Genomic DNA, 20395 nt, shown 5'->3' on the forward strand with positions numbered 1-20395 from the left:
GTCTGGCTAACTTGCCAGGGTTAACTGTCGTAGTCGATCGCGTGGCGCAGCTGTTTCTCGTATTCCAGCGCCTTGCCGGTGCCGAGGGCCACGCAGTTGAGCGGCTCATCCGCGACCGAGATCGCGAGGCCCGTCTGTTCGCGCAGCGCCAGATCGAGATCACCCAGCAGCGCGCCGCCGCCCGTGAGCATCACGCCGCGGTCAACGATGTCGGCGGCCAGGTCGGGCGGGGTGGTCTCCAGCGCGGTCATCACTGCCTCACAGATCTGCTGCACCGGTTCGGCCAGCGCCTCGGCGATCTGGGCTTGGGTGACTTCGATCTCTTTCGGCACGCCGTTCAACAGGTCGCGGCCGCGGATCTGCATCGAGGTGCCGCGCCCGTCGTCGGGCATCCGCGCCGTGCCGATGGAGGTCTTCACCCGTTCGGCAGTCGTCTCCCCGATCAGCAGGTTTTGCTGGCGGCGCAGGTAGCTGATGATGCCTTCGTCCATCCGGTCACCACCGACGCGGACGGAGCGCGCATAAACGATATCGCCCAAGGACAGCACCGCCACTTCGGTCGTACCGCCACCGATGTCGACGACCATGTTGCCTGTCGGGTCGGTGATCGGCATGCCCGCACCGATGGCCGCGGCGATAGGCTCGGCGATCAGGCCTGCGCGGCGCGCGCCTGCCGACAGCACCGACTGGCGGATCGCGCGTTTCTCGACCGGGGTCGCCCCATGCGGCACGCAGACGATGATCTTGGGTTTCGAGAAGGTCGAGCGCTTGTGCACCTTGCGGATGAAGTGCTTGATCATCTCCTCGGCGGTGTCGAAATCCGCGATGACACCTTCGCGCATCGGGCGGATCGCCTCGATCGAGCCCGGGGTACGGCCCAGCATGAGTTTCGCATCCTCACCCACGGCGAGCACCTTCTTGACGCCATCCTTGACGTGATAGGCCACAACCGAAGGTTCGCTCAGCACGATGCCCTTGCCCTTGACGTAAACCAGCGTGTTCGCGGTGCCGAGGTCGATCGCCATATCAGAGGAGAACAGGCCGCGGAATTGATCGAGGATGGACATAGAGTAGCGGAGCCTTGCAACTATTCGGACAGGCCCGCCTGCATGGGTCCACGCGCGGGCTATTGGCTCTTATAGGGCGCACGGGGTCAGGGTGAAAGGGGCAAGACCGCAAAGGTGGCGCGATATTGCCGCCGCGCTATCATAGAGCGGTATATTTCGGGCGCAGCACAGGCGGAGGTCGGCGATACCATGCAGAAGATACAGACACTTGGTGTGCATCACATCACCCTCACCGGGGCGGACCGGCAAAGCTCGATCGACTTTTGGGAGGGGGTGTTGGGGATGCCTTTCATCTTTGACCAGCCCAATCTTGATGACCCGGACGAGGGGCATTTGTATTTCGATCCCGGCGATGGTCGGCTGATCACGATCTTCACCAATGAGAACCGCAAGCGGGTGCACAACCGCACGCCGATGGACCCGGGCTGCGTGCATCATCTGGCCTTCGAGGTGGACCGCGCGATGTTCGATCAGGTGCCCGCGCGGTTGGAGGCGCGCGGCATCGGGCATTCCGGCGTGAAGGACCGGGGCTTCATGCATTCGATCTATTTCAAGGACCCGTTGGGGCTGTTGATCGAACTGGCTTGCTACACGTTCATCCCACCGCGCGGGTCGAGCCATGCCGAGGTGATGCTGGAGGCCCACAAGCTGCGCGTGGCGGCGGGGGATGATCATATCCAGCGGCAGCATCTCGCGGATGCCGTGGTGAAGATCGTGGAGCGGGGGCAGGCGTCGCTGAGCGATGATCGCGGGGCGAAGAATCCGTATTGAGGGGGCTCATGCCACCGGCCCGGAATCAAGCCGCAGGCGCCGGGCCATCGCCTGCCCGCCCGGACGGGTAGGCGATTTGGTGAGGCTGGGCGTAACCTCGCGAGCGCACATCATGGTTGAGCCATAAAGTGGCACCGAGGTGGCGTTGGATCGCCAACCCGCGGGCAGGCGATGGCCCTCACTGCAAATAAATAGGGCGGGGTTACCCCCGCCATATCATTCAACTCACATCTTTATAATTAATCTCGCGCTTGTCCGTGCCGCCCTTCTCGCGCCGCACCAACAGGCGGTTGAGCGCGTGGATATAGGCCCGCACGCTTGCCACCACGGTATCGGTATCCGCCGACTGGCCGGTCACGATGCGGCCCTCTTCCTCCATCCGCACGGAAACCGTCGCCTGCGCGTCGGTGCCCTCGGTCACCGCATGCACCTGATAAAGCTGCAACCGCGCAGAATGGGGCACCAGCGCCTTGATGCAGTTGAACGCCGCATCGACGGGGCCGTCGCCGGTCTGGTTCGTGGTCTGCTCTGCGCCGTCGATCTCAAGCATCATGTCGGCGGTCTGCGGGCCATCGGTGCCGCAAACGACCTTGAGCGATTTCAGGCGAATGCGGTCTTCCTCGGGGTCCGTCGCGGTCCGCATCAGCGCGATGAGGTCATCCTCGTAGATTTCCTTCTTTCGGTCGGCCAGTTCCTTGAACCGCACGAAAACATCCTTGAGCTGGTTGTCGCCCAGTTCAAACCCGAGGTCTTCGAGCTTGGACCGCAACGCCGCGCGGCCCGAGTGTTTGCCCATGACTATGTTGGTTTCAGTGAGGCCCACGTCCTCGGGGCGCATGATCTCGAAGGTCTCAGCATTCTTGAGCATACCGTCTTGGTGAATGCCGCTCTCATGGGCGAAGGCGTTCTTGCCGACGATGGCCTTGTTGAACTGCACGGCAAAGCCCGAGACGGCGGCGACGCGGCGCGAGATGTTCATGATCTTGCGGCTGTCGATGCGGGTCTCATAGGGCATGATGTCATTGCGCACCTTGAGCGCCATGACGACCTCTTCCAGCGCGGTATTGCCCGCCCGTTCGCCCAGACCGTTGATGGTGCATTCGATCTGCCGCGCGCCAGCCTCGACGGCAGCGAGGCTGTTGGCCGTCGCCATGCCCAGATCATTGTGGCAATGGGTGGCAAAGACGATCTCATCCGCGCCAGGCACGTTTTCCAGAAGCTTCGCGATCAGATCGGCGCTCTCGCGCGGAGCGGTGTAGCCCACGGTGTCGGGGATGTTGATCGTCGTGGCACCCGCCTTGATGGCGATCTCCACCACCCGGTAGAGGTAGTCAAGCTCGGTCCGCGTGGCGTCCATCGGCGACCACTGCACGTTGTCGCAAAGGTTGCGGGCATGGCTCACCGTCTCATGGATGCGGTCGGCCATTTCGTCCTTGGTGAGGTTCGGAATGGCGCGGTGCAGGGGCGAGGTGCCGATGAACGTGTGAATGCGCGGCTGGGCTGCGTGTTTCACCGCTTCCCAGCAACGGTCGATATCGCCCAGTTGCGCGCGGGCAAGGCCGCAGATCACGGAATTCTGGCTCTGCCGCGCGATCTCAGAAACCGCTTTGAAATCACCTTCTGAGGCGATGGGAAAGCCGGCCTCGATGATGTCGACGCCCATCTCATCCAGCAGCGACGCGATCTCAAGCTTCTCGGCATGGGTCATCGTCGCCCCGGGGGATTGTTCGCCATCCCGCAAGGTGGTGTCAAAAATCAGCACACGGTCCTGTTTCGTCATATCTGTCATCCTGGGTTCTTTCTTTGCTGGTATCCTTGGCGCGCAACACATCCCTCTGAGCGGGCGCGCCGAAGGGCACGCTCAGAGGCGGATTAGGTGCAGCAAGTTGGCGCGCAGCAGGCCCGCGCAGTTGCGCGGCAGGGTCGGGATATGGACGGCCTGTGTCATGGCAGTAGTTATACGCCTGTCTTTTCAAATGAAAAGGGGGTGTTGCGGCTTTTGTTTGCCCCTGCGTCAGCGCCGCCTATCTGCCTATAAGCAAGGGAGATCAGGATGCAGCGACAAGCAATACCATGGGCGGCGTCATGAGCGCACGGGTGCTGGTAATTGGGGCCAGCGGCGGGATCGGCGCGGCGCTAAGTGCGGCTCTGCACGCCCGCGGTGATACGGTGAAGCCCCTGTCCCGCGCGGGCGATGGGCTGGACCTGACGGATGAGGCATCGGTCAATGCCGTGCTGGAGGGGCTGAGTGGCCATTTCGATGCGGTGATCGTCGCCACCGGCGCGTTGGAGATCGACGGGGCCACGCCGGAAAAGTCGCTGCGGGCCATCACGCAAAAGGCGATGCTGGATCAGTTCGCGCTGAACGCGGTCGGCCCGGCGCTGGTGCTGCGCCACGCAGCAAGGCTTTTGCCCCGTGACAGGCGCGCGGTTTTCGCCGTGCTCTCGGCGCGGGTCGGCTCCATCGGGGACAACCGTCTGGGCGGGTGGATCAGCTACCGCAGCGCCAAGGCGGCGGTGAACCAGATCGTGCATACCGCCGCGATCGAGCTGAGCCGCTCCCATCCGCAAAGCATCTGCGTGGCACTGCATCCCGGCACGGTCGAGACGCCCTTTACCGAGAAATACCTTGGCCGCCATCCCGCCGTCCCACCAAATGAGGCGGCGGGCAATCTGCTGCGGGTGATCGACGGGCTGACGCCGGAGGAGAGCGGCGGGTTCTTTGACTGGGCCGGAAAGGCGGTGCCGTGGTGAGCCGTTTGATCTTGGTCTTGGGCGATCAACTCTCGCTGAACCTGTCGTCCCTGCGCGCGGCGGATAAGGCGCGGGATGTGGTGGTCATGGCCGAAGTGGCGCAAGAGGCGGAATATGTCCGCCACCACCCCAAAAAAATCGCACTGGTCTTTGCCGCGATGCGCAAGTTCGCGCGTGCGTTGGAGAAAGACGGCTGGACGCTGCGCTACACTCCCTTGGACGATCCCGAGAATGCGGGCTCAATCGTGGGCGAATTGCTCCGCCGTGCGGAAGAGGCGGGCGCGGGTGAGGTGATTGTGACCGAGCCGGGGGAGTGGCGGCTGATCAACGCGCTGACCCACGCGCCGATCCCCACACGGCTTGTGCCGGATGACCGTTTCATCGCCAGCCGCAAACGGTTTGAGGATTGGGCCGAGGGGCGCAAGGCGCTCAGGATGGAATACTTCTACCGCGAGATGCGCCGCGAGACGGAGTTGTTGATGGAGGGCGACGACCCCGCAGGCGGAAAGTGGAATTTCGACCACGACAACCGCAAACCTCCGAAGGAAGGGCTGGATATCCCCGACCCGCTGACCTTCGCCCCCGATGCCGAGGTGCAGGCGGTGCTGGACTTGGTCGAGACGCGCTATGGCGAAAATTTCGGCGATCTGCATCCTTTCGATTTCGCCACAACGCGCGAGGAAGCTTTGCAGATTCTGGCGCATTTCATCGCCCACGCTCTGCCGCGTTTCGGCGATTATCAGGACGCGATGCTGGAGGGGCAGCCCTATCTCTTTCACGCGCTGATTTCGCCCTATCTGAACCTCGGGCTGCTCGACCCGTTGGAGGTCTGCCGTGCGGCTGAGAAGGCGTGGCAGGCGGGGGACGTGCCGATCAACGCTGCCGAAGGGTTCATCCGCCAGATCCTCGGCTGGCGCGAATATGTGCGCGGCATCTATTTCCTCGAAGGGCCGGACTATGTGGCGCGCAACGTGCTGCGCCACGACCGGGAACTGCCCAGCTTCTATTGGGGTGCGGATACGCAAATGAATTGCCTGCGGCAGGCGATTGGCCAGACCCAGAAACAGGCCTATGCCCACCATATCCAACGGCTGATGGTGACGGGCAATTTCGCCCTGCTGGCCGGGATCGACCCGCATCAGGTGCATGAGTGGTATCTAGAGGTTTACGCCGACGCCTATGAATGGGTCGAAGCGCCCAATACCGTCGGCATGAGCCAGTTCGCCGATGGCGGGGTCATCGCCTCGAAACCCTATGTCTCCTCCGGGGCCTATATCAACCGCATGTCGGATTATTGCAAAGGGTGCAGCTATAGCGTCAGCACCAAGGCGGGACCGAAGGCCTGCCCGTTCAACCTGCTGTACTGGCATTTCCTTGACCGCCATCGCGAGCGGTTTCAGGGCAATATGCGGATGAGGAACATCTATGCCACTTGGGATCGTATGGACGACGACCGGCGCGAGGCGGTCCTGCGCGATGCGGACAAATGGTTGCAGCGGTTGGACGCGGGCGAGACGGTCTAGGCCGTCTCTGCTTTCAAACGCAGGCCGGGAACGGTTGGCCCCTTGCGCGCCTTTGCCGCCGCGATCCGCCCTGCAATCCTCTGCGCGCTCTGCGGCGCGTGGCCCGCCGCCGCGCAGTCATCAACGTTGCCGCCGTCCTCCAGCAGGATGCGCAGGATGGCGTCCTCGGCGCGGGCCTCTTCCGTGTCGGGGGTCGGGCTGGGCGCCGGTCCCTGCATCCATGCCCGCACCGTCTTGCTGCGCCAGTCACAGAGCGCCGGCACCTCGGTTTGGTAAAGGTCTTTGACCGGGTTGAAATCCCCCATCAGGGCCGCAATCCCCATGGCGGCAGCGGATTTGTTCTGTGCGGTGAGCAGCATCTCCCCCGCGTCATCGGTCAAGGCGCGTAGCATCAAGCTACGCAGGGGAGGGGCGAGCATCTCGGCGCTGACCTCTGCCCCGAGCGCGGCCAGTTCATCCCGCAGCGCGGCGTGCAGATTGTCCGACAGCGGCACGTCAATCTGGCGGACATTCTCGGCCCCCAAGGCATCCCGCGCAATCGCCGCCGCGAGCGCGGTGTCGTTCCCCTCGGCCTGTTCGATCAGCACCTTGGAAGCGCCGGTTTTCGCAACATAGTCCCGCAGCCCCACGACCAAGGCGCGGTAGTCCCGTTCCAGCGCCTCCGGCTGCGGCGCGAAGGCGCTTTCCACGATCCGCCAGCCCTCCGGCCCGCGCTCCAAATCGACATGGGCAAGCGCTGTGTCGAAAGCAGGCATCTGCAATGCCAGCTTGCCGCCGGGGTTCAGCGCGAATGTGGCGCCATCGAAAACCGTCTCACCCTCGCCGCCGGTCATGTTGAGGTGGATCACCGGCAGTTCCGTCTCGATCACCCGCGCGACCATGTGGTTGAGGCGCCGCTCCATCGCGCCGCGCTGATGGGGCGCGGCATTGGGGATCAGCAGCAGTTCGGCCCCCGTCTCGGCCTGCGTTTCGGCCACGTCGCCCGTCTCACCATCCGCGCCGATGGGAGAGCCGATGCGCAGCCCCGCCACCGCATAGGGGCCGCTGATCGGGGCGGGATCGAAGGGCGTGCGCGGTCGGGGCGCGTGTTGCAGCACCCTTTGCGCGATCTTTCCGCCTTGCAGGATGAGGTATGCGTTGTGGAGCTTGCCCGCCGCCACCCACAACGTGCCAAGTGCCAAGGCGGGGCCATCGGCGCAATGCGCGGCCAGCGCTTCAAGTTGGGCCAAGACATCGCGCTGAAAGGAAGGATTTTGCGACAGCCCTTGCGCGTCATGTCCGGTCAGGAAGAGTTCGGGCAGGGCGACCATCTGCGCGCCTGCGTTGCGCCCAGCCTGCCATGCGTCGCGGGCCAATGCCGCGTTTCCGGGCAGATCACCGGCGGTGGGGTTCAACTGCCCGAGGGTGAGGCGGAAACGGTCTGACATGGCAAGGCTCCGGGCTGGCTGGCATCGGGTGGGTCTAGCAGATCGGACCGGGGGCGAAACCCCCGTGCGCAGAGCTGACCCGCAGCACCGGGTGCGCGGGATCCGCCCAAACCGGCGTGGCCCTCTTGCAAACACGTTGCCTCTGCCCTCTATCACCCGTAACCTCGGGCCAAATGCCACTTAACGAGATCGGGAATTTCCGCCCATGTTGCACCGCAGCCTGCCCCTCTGTCTGATCGCCCTTCTGGCCACGCCGCTTGCGGCGCAGGACGGGCAGGTGCTGACCAAGGAATATGACGACGGCGGCATCTATGAGGGCACCTTTCAAGGCGGTCTTCAGCATGGCACCGGGACCTATAAGCTGCCCAATGGCTATGAATACTCCGGCGAATGGGTCGAGGGGGAGATCAAGGGCGAGGGCGTTGCACGCTTCCCTAACGGATCGGTCTATGAAGGCAATTTCGCCAAGGGCAAGCCTGACGGTCTGGGCAAGATCACCTTTGCCGATGGCGGCACCTATGAGGGCGAATGGGAAGCGGGCGCGATCATGGGGCAGGGCGTGGCGATCTACGCCAACGGCGTGCGCTATGAGGGCGCGTTTCGCAACGCCAAACACCACGGCAAGGGCGTGATGCAAAGCCCCGGTGGCTATGAATACAAGGGCGATTGGGTCGATGGCGTCAAACAGGGCGTCGGCACGATCACCTACCCCGATGGCGCGGTCTATGAAGGAGAGATCGAAGCCGGCAAACGCAGCGGCGAAGGCACGCTGACCATGCCGGACGGGCTGGTCTATGTGGGCAAGTGGAAAGACGGCCAGATCGACGGCACCGGCACGCTGACCCAACCCAATGGCGACGTCTACGAAGGCACGCTGGTCGCGGGCCGCCGTGAGGGCAAGGGCAAGGTCACCTATGAAAACGGTGACACCTATGAGGGCGATTTCAAGGATGACCGTCGCGACGGGCAGGGCACGTTTACTGGCACCGATGGCTATGTCTACACCGGCTCTTGGGTGGCCGGACAGATCGAAGGCGAGGGGCAGGTGACCTACCCCGACGGGTCGGTCTATGTCGGCACCTTCCGCAATGATCTGGCCGATGGCACGGGTAAGATCACCTATCCCGATGGCTCCACCTATGAAGGCGAATGGGTCGCCGGGGTGATCGAAGGCGAGGGCATCGCCACCTATACCAACGGCGTGGTCTATGAAGGCGCGTTCAAGGACGCCCGTAACCACGGCCAAGGCGTGATGACCTATGCCGATGGCTACCGCTATGAGGGCGGCTGGCAGGACGGCCAGCGCCACGGGCAGGGCAAGGCGACCTATCCCGATGGCACCGTTTACGAGGGGGCCTTTAGGGACGGCCAGCGCCACGGTCAGGGCAAGATCACCATGGCCAGCGGTTTCGTCTATGAGGGCGAGTGGACCGAGGGCGAGATCGAAGGGCAGGGTGTTGCGACCTATGCCAATGGCGATGTCTATGAGGGCACCTTCAAAGCGGGCAAGCGGCAGGGCAGTGGCACCATGCGCTATGCCAGCGGCGAGGAAGCCTCGGGCGAATGGGAGAATGGCGCGCTGAGTGATGAGACCGCCGGGGCCGAAACCTCGGAAGCGGCGGACGCGGCTTCGGAAGAGGCTGACGGTGAGGACGCGGCCACCGAAACACCCGCGCCCGAAGACAGCACCGGCGCGGATACGTCAGAAGCCACGCCCGCGCAGACCGGCACCGCAGCAGACGGGGGCTGACCCCCGCCTTTGCTGGACAACGCCCGCGCCCTGTGGCAAGCCCGCGCGCAACAGGAGTACGCCAGATGTCCAACCCCACAATCACCCGTTTCGCCCCGTCCCCCACTGGCTATATCCATGTGGGCAACCTGCGCACCGCGCTGATGAACTACCTCATCGCGCGCAAGGCAGGCGGCACTTTCATCCTGCGTATCGACGACACCGATCCCGAGCGCAGCAAGGAAGAATATGTCGATGGCATCAAGCGAGACCTCGAATGGCTGGGTCTGGAGTGGGACCGGGTCGAGCGTCAGTCCGAGCGGCTGGATCGCTACCACGCCGCCGCAGATGACCTGCGCGAAAAGGGCCGTTTCTACGAGGCTTTCGAGACGCCGACGGAGCTGGACCTCAAGCGCAAGAAACAGCTCAACATGGGCAAGCCGCCGGTCTATGACCGCGCCGCGCTGAACCTGTCGGACGAAGAGAAGGCCGCTTTGCGTGCCGAACGTGGCGACGGTGTCTGGCGCTTCAAGCTGGATCACGAGCGGATCGAATGGGACGACGGTATCCTCGGCGATATCTCCATCGACGCGGCCTCGGTCAGCGATCCAGTGCTCATTCGCGGCGATGGGCAGATCCTTTATACATTGGCGAGCGTTGTGGACGACACCGAGATGGGCGTGACCCATGTGGTGCGCGGCTCGGACCATGTGACCAACACCGCCACGCAAATCCAGATTATGGAGGCGCTCGGTAATGGGGCGGTGCCCTCCTTCGCGCACCACTCCCTGTTGACCGGCCCGCAGGGCGAGGCGTTGAGCAAACGGCTCGGCACGCTGGCCCTGCGCGACCTGCGCGAACAGGGGGTGCAGCCCTTCGCGCTGCTGAGCCTGATGGCGCGGCTGGGGTCCTCCGATCCGGTGGAACTGCGCACGGATATGGCAGAGCTGATCGACGGCTTCGACATCAACCGCTTCGGCTCGGCCCCGACGAAATTCGACGTGGCCGACCTCTTCCCGCTGACGGGGCGCTACTTGCAGCAATTGCCGCTGGAGGCCGTGAAAGACGACATCACCGCCCTAGGCGTGCCCGAGGACAAGGCCGCGCAGTTCTGGGCCGTGACGCGCGAGAATATCTCGACCTTGAAGGACCTCGGCCCCTGGTGGGCCATGTTCCGCGACGGGGCGGAGCCGGTGATTGCCGAGGAAGACCGCGAATTCGTGGCACAGGCCATGCTGCTGCTGCCCGATATGCCTTTCGATGAGAGCACTTGGTCCAGCTGGACCGCAGCGGTCAAGGAAGCCACGGGCCGCAAGGGGCGCGGGCTGTTCCGGCCATTGCGTCTGGCGCTGACGGGGCAGGAGCATGGGCCGGAGATGGCGCAGGTGATGCCGCTGTTGCAGGTGGTGAAGGCGCGCGGCTGATTGGCAGGCGGGAGCGCTTGGGGCGACTTCCCGGGGGCGCTGCCCCCGGTCCCCCGAGGGTATTTGAGAAAGGATGAAGGAGGTTTGGGGGCGTGTTTCGCCCTTAGAAGTTCCTTGCGGCGAAGGTTGTTTCGGCGCGTTCTTTGATCTGCACTGACAGGCGATCCATGTGCTGGTCGACCACGGCGGTTTCCGCTTCTGTCAGCGTTTGGTGGCGCGGGTAGAGCGGGGCTGCGCGGTCGTCGAGGATGGGCGTGTCCCAGCCGTCGGTCGTGTCGAAAAAGCGCGCCGCGCCCTCGGTGCCGAATTCGCGCAGGAAGCCTTGGACCACCACATCGAGATAGCTGAGCAGGATGACGTGATCGCCGTGGGTCACCGCGATGTCGGCGGGGATCGCGTAATGGGCGATGTCGGGGGCGGGGGTCAGGTCATGCACCACCGCGCCGCCTGAGGCGTGGCGTTCGTAGCTGTATTCGCGTTTGTCCAGCGCCGCCCAATCCGCGCCCGGCACGGCGGCGATCAGCCCGTCGATCCGGGTCTCGGGGTGCTGCACCACGGAAAGATAGACGATATCGCGGCCTTCGGTGCGGACCCATTGGCGGCGCCAGCCGTCGAGCTGCGCCGGGCGGGCATCGGGGTAGCTATGGGTGTTGCGGTTCACGAGGCTGCCGTAGCCGAAAAAGTAGGGGGTCATGCGCGAAAGGTCCTGTATTTGTCGCGCGCACCAAAACATGTGTTGCATCGGCTCACAAGCATGCTTGACGCAGAGGTATGCCCCAGCATACGAAAGGCCCAATCGTCACGGGAGAATCGGTTAACACCGATGCCGAAGGAGCAACCGCCCCGGAAACTCTCAGGCCCCAGGACCGTGATGTGACCAAGACTCTGGAGAGGGGCGCGGATGCGCACGCCGAAGGGATAACGATCTCAGGCGGAAGGACAGAGGGGGCATCAGGCGCAGCATTTGCGGCGCCAAGGTGCCGGCATGGTCAAAAGGTCATCCGGAAGCGACAGGAAAGGCGAACCGGATGAGCGATCTCAAGCAGACGGCATTGCATGATTTGCATGTGGAACAGGGGGCCAAGATGGTGCCCTTCGCGGGCTATTCCATGCCCGTGCAATACCCCCTTGGCGTGATGAAAGAGCACCTGCACACCCGCGCCGCCGCCGGGTTGTTCGACGTGGGCCACATGGGGCAGGTCGTCGTCCGGGCGAAGTCTGGTAGCTATGAGGATGCGGCCTTGGCGATGGAGCGGCTCGTGCCGGTCGATGTGCTGGGCCTTGGTGAGATGCGCCAGCGCTATGCCATGTTTACCGATCCCAATGGCGGTATTCTGGATGACCTGATGTTGGCTAATCTGGGCGATCATCTGTTTGTCGTGGTGAATGCCGGCTGCAAGGATGATGACATCGCCTTGATGCGCGAGGCCCTGTCGGACAGTTGCGAGATTGAGGTGCTGGACGACCGCGCGCTGCTGGCGTTGCAGGGGCCGCAGGCCGAGGCTACCTTGGCGCGGTTGCAGCCCTCGGTGGCGGATATGAAATTCATGGATGTGGCGCGGGACGTCGATCTTGATGGGATCACCGTCACCCTGTCGCGCTCGGGCTACACCGGGGAGGATGGCTACGAGATTTCCGTCGCCAACGGTGACGCGGTGGCGCTGGCGCGAAAGCTCTTGGCGATGGAGGAGGTGGAGCCCATCGGCCTTGGCGCGCGCGACAGTCTGCGGCTTGAAGGCGGGCTTTGCCTTTATGGTCACGACATCGACACCACCACCACGCCGGTCGAGGCGGCGCTGAACTGGGCCATCCAGAAGGTGCGGCGCGAGGACGGCGACCGCGCGGGCGGTTTCCCGGGCGCGGGCGTGATCTTGCAGCAGCTGGCCGACGGCGCGCCGCGCAAGCGCGTGGGGTTGCTGCCCGAGGGGCGCGCGCCGATGCGCGAGGGGGTCGCCATTTATGATGCCGCCGAGGGTGGCAATGAGGTTGGCCGCGTGACCTCGGGCGGCTTTGGTCCGACTGTTGGCGGCCCGGTTGCCATGGGATATGTCAGCGCCGAGCATGCGAAGGTCGACACCGCGCTTTGGGGCGAGGTACGCGGCAAGCGCTTGCCACTGACTGTCACGAAAATGCCGTTCGTCGCGGCGAACTTCAAACGCTGAATCTACACAGGGAACTCCATTATGAAATTTACCGAAGAGCATGAATGGCTGCGCGTCGAGGGTGACGAAGTGGTCGTGGGCATCACCAATCACGCCGCCGAGCAGCTGGGCGATGTCGTATTCGTGGAACTGCCCGAGGAAGGCACCACCGTCAGCAAGGACGACGAGGTCGTCGTGATCGAATCCGTGAAGGCGGCGTCGGACATCCTTGCGCCCATCGACGGTGAAATCACCGAGGTTAACGGCGCGCTGACCGACAACCCCAGCATGGTCAACGACGACCCGCAGGGCGAGGCGTGGTTCTTTAAGATGAAGGTCTCTGACGCCAGCCAGATGGACGACTTCATGGACGAAGCCGCCTATCAGAAATTCATCGGCTAAACCGCCGCGCGCGCCGGGGCTCCGGCGCTGCTGATCACCTGCGTCGCCCCATGGGCGGCGCGCCACAAACAGGGGGCGCCCTGCCGCGCCGTGACGAGGAACCCGACATGAGCTTCAAGCCCACCGATTATCTGCCCTATGATTTCGCCAATCGGCGTCACATTGGCCCGTCCCCTTCCGAGATGTCTCAGATGCTCGACACCGTGGGCGCCGAGAGCCTTGATGCGCTGATCGACGACACGCTGCCGAAAGCGATCCGCGCGAAAGAGCCGCTCGATTTCGGCAAGGCGATGAGCGAGCGTGAGGTGCTTGAGCATATGCGTCGCGTGGCGGGCAAGAACAAGGTGCTCACCAGCCTGATCGGTCAGGGCTACCATGGCACGGTCACGCCCCCGGCGATCCAGCGCAACATCCTTGAGAACCCGGCGTGGTACACCGCCTATACGCCCTACCAGCCCGAGATTTCGCAGGGCCGTCTGGAGGCGCTCTTGAACTTCCAGACCATGGTGAGCGACCTCACCGGGCTGGAAATCGCGAATGCCTCGCTGCTCGACGAGGCCACTGCCTGCGCCGAGGCGATGACCATGGCGCAGCGCAGTTCGAAATCGAAGGCCAAGGGTTTCTTCATCGACGCCAACTGCCACCCGCAGAACATCGCGGTGATGAAGACCCGCGCCGAGCCTCTGGGCATCGAGGTCATCGTCGGCGAACCCGAGGAGATGGAGGCCGAGAAGGTTTTCGGCGCGATCTTCCAGTATCCCGGCACCTATGGCCATGTGCGCGACTTCACCGACCACATGGCGGCGCTGCACGAGGTCAAGGCCGTGGGCATCGTCACCGCCGACCCGCTGTCGCTGACCCTGCTGAAAGAACCGGGCACCATGGGCGCCGACATCGCCGTGGGCAGCACCCAGCGGTTCGGCGTGCCCGAGGGCTATGGCGGCCCACATGCCGCTTACATGGCCTGTAAGGATTCCATGAAGCGTGCCATGCCGGGGCGGATCGTCGGTGTCTCCATCGACGCCCATGGCAACCGCGCTTATCGCCTCAGCTTGCAGACCCGCGAGCAGCATATTCGCCGTGAGAAGGCCACGTCGAACGTCTGCACCGCGCAGGCGCTGCTGGCCGTGATGGCTTCGATGTATGCCGTGTTCCACGGGCCCGAAGGCCTCAAGGCCATCGCGCAGCGCATCCACCGCAAGACCGTGCGTCTGGCCAAGGGGCTGGAGGCCGCGGGCTTCGAGGTGCAGCCGGATGCCTATTTCGACACGATCACTGTCGAGGTCGGCCCGCTGCAGGCCGCGGTGATGAAATCCGCCGTGGACGAGGGCATCAACCTGCGCCGCGTGGGCGAGACCCGCGTCGGCATTACGCTCGACGAACGCACCCGCCCTGACACGATCGAGGCGGTCTGGCGCGCCTTCGGCATCCGTCAGGCGGATGATGATTTCACGCCCGAGTACCGTCTGCCCGAGGGGCTGCTGCGCACGAGCGATTACCTCACGCACCCGATCTTCCACATGAACCGGGCCGAGACCGAGATGATGCGCTACATGCGTCGCCTCGCGGACCGTGATCTGGCGCTCGACCGGGCGATGATCCCCTTGGGCTCCTGCACCATGAAGCTGAACTCGGCTGCCGAGATGATGCCGGTGACGTGGCGCGAGTTCTCGCTCATCCACCCCTTCGTGCCCGCCGATCAGGCGCTCGGCTATCAGGAAATGATCGACGATCTCTCGGACAAACTCTGCGAGATCACCGGCTATGACGCGATCTCCATGCAGCCGAACTCGGGCGCGCAGGGGGAATATGCGGGGCTGTTGACCATCGCCGCCTATCACCGTGCCAAGGGCGAGAGGCATCGCAACATCTGCCTGATCCCAATGAGTGCTCATGGCACCAACCCTGCCTCCGCTCAGATGGTGGGCTGGAAGGTCGTGGTGATCAAGACCGCCTCCAACGGGGATATCGATCTCAACGATTTCCGCGCCAAGGCCGAACAGCACAGCGAGAACCTCGCCGGTTGCATGATCACCTACCCCTCGACCCACGGGGTGTTTGAAGAGACCGTGCATGAGGTCACCAAGATCACCCATGAACATGGCGGTCAGGTCTATATCGATGGGGCCAACATGAACGCCATGGTCGGCCTGTCGCGTCCCGGCGATCTGGGCGGCGACGTGAGCCACCTGAACCTGCACAAGACCTTCTGCATTCCGCATGGTGGCGGCGGCCCCGGCATGGGTCCGATCGGCGTCAAATCGCATTTGATCGCGCATTTGCCGGGCCACCCGAACGAGGAAGGCGCCGCCGTTTCGGCCGCGCCCTACGGCTCGCCCTCGCTGCTGCCGATCTCATGGTCTTACTGCCTGATGATGGGCGGGGACGGTTTGACGCAGGCGACCCGGGCGGCGATCCTCAACGCCAACTACATCGCCAAGCGGCTCGAAGGGGCTTACGACGTGCTCTACAAAGGCCCCTCTGGCCGGGTGGCGCATGAGTGCATCATCGACGTGCGCCCCTACGAGGAGACGGCGGGGATCACCAACGAGGATGTCGCCAAGCGTCTGGTCGACTGCGGCTTCCACGCGCCCACGATGTCTTGGCCGGTGGCAGGCACGCTGATGGTGGAGCCGACGGAGTCCGAGACCAAGGCCGAGCTGGACCGTTTCTGCGATGCGATGCTGGCGATCCGCGAGGAGATCCGCGAGATCGAGGAAGGCCGCATGGACCGCGCCAACAACCCGCTCAAGAACGCGCCGCATACGGTGGAGGATTTGGTGGTGGAATGGGGCGACCGTCCCTACAGCCGCGAGCAGGGCTGCTTCCCGCCCGGTGCCTTCCGCGTCGACAAGTACTGGCCCCCGGTCAACCGCGTTGACAACGTGCACGGCGACCGCAACCTGATCTGCACCTGCCCGCCGCTGGAAGACTACGCCGAAGCGGCTGAATAAGGCTTAGACCCAGAAACCATCTAAGGGCGGGGGATCATTCCTGCGCCCTTAGCATATCCGCTGGCCGTGCGTTCAGTGCCTTCAGTGCAAAGCCCAAGCCCGCCAGCACCGTCGCCAACACGCCGCCCGTGATGATCAGCAGCGCATTGGGCCAGACCACGGCGAAATCAGTCTCCATGACGAAATGGCTCACGGCCCAGCCGCCGGTGATCCCGGCCAGCAGCGCCACCGTTCCGGCAAAGAGGCCGAGCAGCGCGGCGCGCAGCACAAAGCTGGTGGCGATGGCGCGGCGCGAGGCCCCCATGGTTTTCAGCAGCGCCGCCTCATAGCTGCGCGCGCCGGTGCCTGCGGCGGCGGCCCCGATCAGCACCATGAACCCCGTCGCCAGCGTGGCCAAGGCGCCAAAGGAAATGGCAGAGGCGAGCCCGGCCAGCACTGCCGCCACCCGGTCGATCGCATCGCGCACGCGGATGGCCGTGATGTTGGGGTATTCGCTGGCAAGATCGCGCAGGATCGCGGCTTCGGCCTCGGGTTCGGCATAGACGGTCGAAATGAAACTATGCGGCGCGCCGGCAAGGGCGGCGGGGTTCATCGTCAGCACGAAACCGATCCCGGCGGTCGAGAAATCGACCTCGCGAAAGCTGGTAATCGTGCCGGTGATGTCGCGGCCAAGGATGTTGACGCTGAGCGTATCGCCCAGTTCCAGCCCGATCTCCTCGGCCTCTTCGGCGGCGAAACTGATTTGCGGATCGCCGCTGTAGTCTTCGGGCCACCACTGCCCCGCCGTGATCTGCGTATCTTTGCCGGGCAGGGCGGCATAGGTCACGCCCCTGTCGCCGCGTACCACCCAGTGATCGCCCGCGACCTCACGCGCGGGGCGTCCGTTAATCTGGGTGATCACGCCGCGCAGCATCGGGGCGCTTTCGATGCGCGACACGGCTGGATCGCCCTCAAGCCGCGCGGTATAGCCGGGCATCTGGTCTTTCTGGATGTCGACGAAAAAGTAGGAGGGCGCCACATCAGGCAAGTTGCCCGAGATTGCCCGGCGCAGGTTGCCGTCGATCTGACCTACCGCGGCCAGTACCGACAGGCCAAGGCCAAGCGCCAGCACCACCGCCGTCGCCCCTTCGCCGGGGCCGCCGATGGCCGCCAGCGCCCACCGCAGGCGCGGATGGCCCCGCGCCCGGCGGGCCGCAGCACGGGCCAGCAGACGCAAGAGCGCCGCCGCCAGCGCCAGCACCACCAGCGTCACGGCCAAGCCGCCCAGCGTCCAAAGCGTGAGCGACCACGAGCCGTTGAACCAACCCGCCAGCGCAAGCAGAGTGGCCAGCAGCAGCGCCATCGCGACAAGGTAGGGCGCGGCGGGCCAAGGTGATTGCCGTTGCCAGTCGTCGCGGAATAGGGTCGCGGCGCGGACATCGGCGCTGCGCGCGAGCGGCCAGAGGGTGAAGAGAGCGGCGGTCAGCAGCCCGTAGAGCGCGGCCTCAATCAATGGGGCGGGGTAGATGGTGAAACGCGCGGGCAGGGGCAGGCTGGCCTCGATCAGCGGCGCAAGCAGCAAGGGCAGCCCCGCCCCTATCAGCAGGCCAAGGGCGACCCCGACCATGGCCAGAATGCCGACTTGGATGAAATAGGTCTGAAAGATCGTCGCTCTCGACGCCCCCATGGCGCGGAAGGTGGCGATGACGGCGGTTTTGCGTTGCAGATAGGCCCGTACCGCTGCCGCCACGCCGACCCCGCCGACGGCAAGGCCCGAGAGCCCGACGAGCACCAGAAAGGCGCTCAGCCGTTCGACGAAACGCGCCACGCCCGGCGCGCCGTTGCGCGCGTCGGTCCAGCGCATCCCGGCATCGGCAAAACGCGCCTTGGCCTCGGCTTCGAGCGGGGCGAGGGCGGTGCCTTGGGGCAATTCGAGACGGTATTTGCTGTTGAAAAGCGTGCCGGGGGCAAGCAGGCCGGAGCCATCCAGCGCCGCGCGTTTGACCAGTGTGCGGGGCCCAAGGGAAAATCCGTTGGCGGCGGAATCCGGTTCACGTGTGATCAGCGCGGTCAGGGTGAACTCCGCCTCGCCAAGGGCGAAAGTGTCACCGGGGGAGAGGGCCAGCCGATCCGCCAGTGCCCGCTCCATCACCGCGCCGGGCAGGACGGTGGCCTCGGGCGAAAGGGCTTCTTCCAACGGCAGGGCGGGGTCCAAGACCATCTCGCCGATCAGCGGATAGAGGTCATCGACCGCCTTCACCTGCGTGAGCGCGCGTTCGGAGGTCTCGCCTGCGCCGGTGACGGCCATGGAGCGGAACTCGACGATCTCGGAGACGCGCGTGGCGCGTTCGGCCATCCAGTCGCGCTCTTCGGGGGCAGCGAAACGGTAGGTGAAATCAAGCTCGGCATCTCCGCCCAGAAGGGCCGCGCCCTCGGCCTCCAACCCGGCTTCGATCGCTGCGCGGACGGTCCCGACAGCGGCCAGTGCGGCCACGCCAAGCGCAAGACAGGTCAGCAGCAGGCGAAAGCCGCGCAGGCCGCCGCGCATTTCCCGGCGGGCGAAACGGGCGGCAAGGCGCAGGCTCATGCGAGGCGCCCGTCGCGGAGTTCCACCACCCGGTCGCAGCGCTGCGCCAGATCATCGGCATGGGTGACCAACACCAGCGTCGCGCCATGGCGGTCGCGCAGTTCAAACAGCAGGTCCATGATCGCGGCCCCATTGCGGCTGTCGAGACTGCCTGTCGGCTCATCCGCCAAGAGGATCGCGGGGCGGGGTGCTGCGGCGCGCGCGAGTGCCACGCGCTGTTGCTCGCCGCCCGACATCTGCGCGGGATATTGGTTGATCCGGTGGCCCAGTCCCACGGCCTCAAGCTCGGCCCGGGCGCGGTCAAAGGCGCCCTCGGCGCCGGAAAGCTCCAGCGGGGTGGCGACATTCTCAAGCGCGGTCATGGTGGGGATGAGATGGAAAGACTGAAAGACGATCCCCATGCGCCCCTGCCGGAACCGGGCCAACCCGTCTTCGCGCAGCGCGCTCAGGTCATGGCCGAGGGCGGTGACCTTGCCGCCGGTGGCGCGCTCCAGCCCGCCCATGACCATCAGGAGCGAGGATTTGCCCGACCCGGAAGCGCCGGTCAGCGCGATGCTCTCCCCTTGCTGGACCTGCAACGAAATGCCGCGCAGAATATCGACGGGGCCGGCATTGCCCTTGAGGCTCAGCGTGACATCTTGAAGGTCATAGACAGGGTCGCTCATCGGGTCGCCTTTGGCTTGGGATACGTGATGGATATGGAGGTCCGCGAAGGATGCGCAAGGTATTGATCTGTTTTGCCTTTGTTTTAGGCAGCGCGGCGCAGGCCGAGGAGGTGGTGATCGCAGCCCTCGGCGACAGCCTGACCCAAGGCTACGGGCTGCCCGCCGAGGAGGGGTTCGTGCCGCAATTGCAAGACTGGCTGGATGCCGAGGGGGTCGAGGCCAAGATCTTCAACGCGGGCGTGTCGGGCGATACCACAGCTGGCGGGCTGGCGCGGGTCGACTGGACCCTGACGCCCGAGGTGGACGCGATGATCGTGACGCTGGGGGGCAACGACCTGCTGCGCGGGCTGGACCCGGCGCAGGCGCGCGGCAACATCGACGGCATCCTTGCCGCTGCGGAAAAGGCGGAGGTTGAGGTGCTCTTGGTCGGCATGAGCGCGCCGGGCAACTATGGGGCAGGCTATAAGGCGGAGTTCGAAGGGCTCTACCCCGATCTGGCCAAGGCTTACGGCACGCTGTTTTACCCGGACTTTTTTACCGGCCTGCTGGCCGAGGAAAAGAATGCCGCCAGCGCGCGGAGCGAGACGGTGCAGCGCTATTTCCAAGGCGACGGCATCCACCCCAATGCCGAAGGGGTGGCGCTGATCGTGGAGGACATCGGCCCTGCGGTGGCAGAGCTTTCCGCCCGCGCCGCCGAGCGCCGCTAACAAAAACGGACGCCGCAGCGTCCGTTTCGATCCTCGTGATGTGGCCCGTTCAGGCCAGCGCGATGTTGCTCGCGCTTTCGCGGCCATCGCGGCCCGCTTCGACGTCAAAAGTGACCTTTTGGTTGTCGGCCAGCCCGGTCAGGCCCGCGCGCTCTACTGCGGAAATATGGACAAAGATGTCTTTGCCGCCCGCATCCGGTGCGATGAAGCCGTAGCCTTTTGTCGTGTTGAACCATTTTACGGTGCCAGTAGCCATGCCCCGTGT

At 64.7% G+C, this 20395-nt stretch carries 16 protein-coding genes and 1 riboswitch; of the genes, 9 read left to right on the plus strand and 7 right to left on the minus strand.

Annotated features, from left to right (window positions below):
* Positions 1-20: 20 nt before the first annotated feature.
* Complete coding sequence (locus ACGYLI_RS16465; protein ID WP_040700660.1) at positions 21-1067, minus strand: rod shape-determining protein; 1047 nt, start codon at positions 1065-1067, stop codon at positions 21-23.
* 189 nt (positions 1068-1256) lie between these two features.
* On the opposite strand from ACGYLI_RS16465, the gene ACGYLI_RS16470 reads away from it, so the two are divergent.
* On the plus strand, positions 1257-1838 hold the full coding sequence (locus tag ACGYLI_RS16470) for a VOC family protein (RefSeq protein WP_067265286.1): 582 nt from the start codon (positions 1257-1259) through the stop codon (positions 1836-1838).
* 220 nt (positions 1839-2058) lie between these two features.
* On the opposite strand, the gene ACGYLI_RS16475 is transcribed toward ACGYLI_RS16470, so the two are convergent.
* Entirely contained in the window at positions 2059-3627 is a 1569-nt protein-coding gene (locus ACGYLI_RS16475) for a 2-isopropylmalate synthase (RefSeq protein WP_271692346.1), read from the minus strand.
* Positions 3628-3923: 296 nt separating this feature from the next.
* On the opposite strand from ACGYLI_RS16475, the gene ACGYLI_RS16480 reads away from it, so the two are divergent.
* Positions 3924-4592: an SDR family NAD(P)-dependent oxidoreductase gene (locus ACGYLI_RS16480; RefSeq protein WP_394419935.1), complete on the plus strand. Its 669-nt coding sequence runs from the start codon at positions 3924-3926 to the stop codon at positions 4590-4592.
* The gene (locus ACGYLI_RS16485; RefSeq protein WP_394419936.1) at positions 4589-6115 is read left to right on the plus strand and encodes a cryptochrome/photolyase family protein; all 1527 of its coding nucleotides are present in this window, start codon (positions 4589-4591) and stop codon (positions 6113-6115) included. The genes ACGYLI_RS16480 and ACGYLI_RS16485 overlap by 4 nt, the downstream gene beginning before the upstream one ends.
* Here the strand turns inward: ACGYLI_RS16485 and ACGYLI_RS16490 are convergent.
* Positions 6112-7542, minus strand: a complete 1431-nt coding sequence (locus tag ACGYLI_RS16490) for a nitrilase-related carbon-nitrogen hydrolase (protein ID WP_394419937.1) — start codon at positions 7540-7542, stop codon at positions 6112-6114. The two genes, ACGYLI_RS16485 and ACGYLI_RS16490, sit on opposite strands and share 4 nt — an antisense overlap.
* A 205-nt stretch (positions 7543-7747) precedes the next feature.
* Here ACGYLI_RS16490 and ACGYLI_RS16495 point away from each other — a divergent pair, with 205 nt between their 5' ends.
* The gene (locus tag ACGYLI_RS16495) at positions 7748-9292 is read left to right on the plus strand and encodes an MORN repeat-containing protein (RefSeq protein ID WP_394419938.1); all 1545 of its coding nucleotides are present in this window, start codon (positions 7748-7750) and stop codon (positions 9290-9292) included.
* Positions 9293-9357: 65 nt separating this feature from the next.
* Positions 9358-10695: a glutamate--tRNA ligase gene (gltX, locus tag ACGYLI_RS16500; protein ID WP_394419939.1), complete on the plus strand. Its 1338-nt coding sequence runs from the start codon at positions 9358-9360 to the stop codon at positions 10693-10695.
* Between the two features lie 103 nt (positions 10696-10798).
* Here the strand turns inward: gltX and ACGYLI_RS16505 are convergent, their stop codons facing one another.
* Complete coding sequence (locus tag ACGYLI_RS16505; RefSeq protein ID WP_322328965.1) at positions 10799-11389, minus strand: gamma-glutamylcyclotransferase family protein; 591 nt, start codon at positions 11387-11389, stop codon at positions 10799-10801.
* 98 nt (positions 11390-11487) lie between these two features.
* Positions 11488-11574: riboswitch (glycine riboswitch) on the plus strand.
* Between the two features lie 149 nt (positions 11575-11723).
* On the opposite strand from ACGYLI_RS16505, the gene gcvT reads away from it, so the two are divergent.
* The 3 genes from gcvT (at position 11724) to gcvP (ending at position 16192) form a co-directional block, all read left to right on the plus strand.
* Positions 11724-12857, plus strand: coding sequence for a glycine cleavage system aminomethyltransferase GcvT (gcvT, locus tag ACGYLI_RS16510; RefSeq protein WP_394419940.1), 1134 nt, complete (start codon positions 11724-11726; stop codon positions 12855-12857).
* A 21-nt stretch (positions 12858-12878) separates the two neighbouring features.
* Positions 12879-13238 carry a glycine cleavage system protein GcvH gene (gcvH, locus tag ACGYLI_RS16515; RefSeq protein ID WP_067265267.1) on the plus strand — a complete coding sequence of 120 codons (360 nt, stop codon included), beginning with the start codon at positions 12879-12881 and terminating at the stop codon, positions 13236-13238.
* Positions 13239-13345: 107 nt separating this feature from the next.
* A complete protein-coding gene (gene gcvP / locus ACGYLI_RS16520; RefSeq protein ID WP_394419941.1) occupies positions 13346-16192 on the plus strand; it encodes an aminomethyl-transferring glycine dehydrogenase in 2847 nt (948 codons plus the stop codon).
* Positions 16193-16226: 34 nt separating this feature from the next.
* On the opposite strand, the gene ACGYLI_RS16525 is transcribed toward gcvP, so the two are convergent.
* Complete coding sequence (locus ACGYLI_RS16525) at positions 16227-18758, minus strand: ABC transporter permease (protein ID WP_394419942.1); 2532 nt, start codon at positions 18756-18758, stop codon at positions 16227-16229.
* Positions 18755-19423, minus strand: a complete 669-nt coding sequence (locus ACGYLI_RS16530; protein ID WP_394419943.1) for an ABC transporter ATP-binding protein — start codon at positions 19421-19423, stop codon at positions 18755-18757. Before ACGYLI_RS16530 ends, ACGYLI_RS16525 begins: the two co-directional genes overlap by 4 nt.
* 50 nt (positions 19424-19473) lie before the next feature.
* Between ACGYLI_RS16530 and ACGYLI_RS16535 the strand changes: the two genes are divergently transcribed.
* Positions 19474-20130 (plus strand): arylesterase, encoded by a 657-nt coding sequence (locus tag ACGYLI_RS16535; RefSeq protein WP_394419944.1) that lies wholly within the window; start codon positions 19474-19476, stop codon positions 20128-20130.
* A 49-nt stretch (positions 20131-20179) separates the two neighbouring features.
* On the opposite strand, the gene ACGYLI_RS16540 is transcribed toward ACGYLI_RS16535, so the two are convergent.
* On the minus strand, positions 20180-20386 hold the full coding sequence (locus ACGYLI_RS16540) for a cold-shock protein (RefSeq protein ID WP_209217039.1): 207 nt from the start codon (positions 20384-20386) through the stop codon (positions 20180-20182).
* Between the last annotated feature and the right edge of the window lie 9 nt (positions 20387-20395).

The organism is Sulfitobacter sp. 1A13421 (genome assembly GCF_043557285.1).
Taxonomy (GTDB): domain Bacteria; phylum Pseudomonadota; class Alphaproteobacteria; order Rhodobacterales; family Rhodobacteraceae; genus Sulfitobacter; species Sulfitobacter faviae.